Source organism: Treponema sp. R8-4-B8, from assembly GCF_054786175.1.
Window position 1 is genome coordinate 1 of the sequence record NZ_BDHE01000224.1, and the last position, 648, is coordinate 648.

General features: G+C 52.9%; 2 protein-coding genes. Both read right to left on the reverse strand.

What is annotated here, in order from left to right:
* Positions 1-87, reverse strand: an 87-nt coding sequence (locus ACYVRA_RS08035) for a hypothetical protein (protein ID WP_461252212.1), incomplete at its 3' end; no start/stop codon positions are given.
* 26 nt (positions 88-113) lie between these two features.
* Complete coding sequence (locus tag ACYVRA_RS08040) at positions 114-566, reverse strand: AEC family transporter (protein WP_461252211.1); 453 nt, start codon at positions 564-566, stop codon at positions 114-116.
* Between the last annotated feature and the right edge of the window lie 82 nt (positions 567-648).

The following is a 648-nucleotide window of genomic DNA, read 5'->3' on the forward strand; positions in this document are numbered from 1 at the left end:
CTGCTCAAGCTCGGTTTGAAGCATCTGCTCCAATTGCAAAGTGTTGACCTGCAAAAGCTTCAGCGACTGTATCATGTTGAATGACATCTTTTGCTGAAGGCGCAGGGATAGGTCTAAGCCTGTCTCTTATACACATCTAGATGTGTATAAGAGACAGTCACCATCAGCAGCACCGCGGAACCCGTCACCGCAGGGTCGGCTTGGGGGAAGAAGTTGCGCATTATCAGTAGCGCGATAAAAGGCAGTAACGCCAGCTTCCCCGCCGTAGACAGTACCAGCGGCAGCACGTTTTTCCCGAAGAACCGGAATCGGAGCTTTCCACCCACGGCTATAAGCGCCAACGATATGCCCATCGTCCCTACTGTTTTCAACGCGGTCTCGCATACCCCCAGTAGCTCTCCCGCGACGGCCGGCAGGCGTCTGCCGCTGCCCTCGCCGAAACCTAAAAGATCGGCGCAGAGCGCGTAGAGTATCCCGGCGATAGACGCTAGTATGATTGGATTGAGCAGCGCGTCGCGGATTGATTTTAGGACGCTTTGATGTTTGTCGGAGCAGAAACTGATCATCACGAAGGTTATGGCTGTCTCTTATACACATCTAGATGTGTATAAGAGACAGGTCCTCTCCCGCGCAAAAAAAATGGACGAG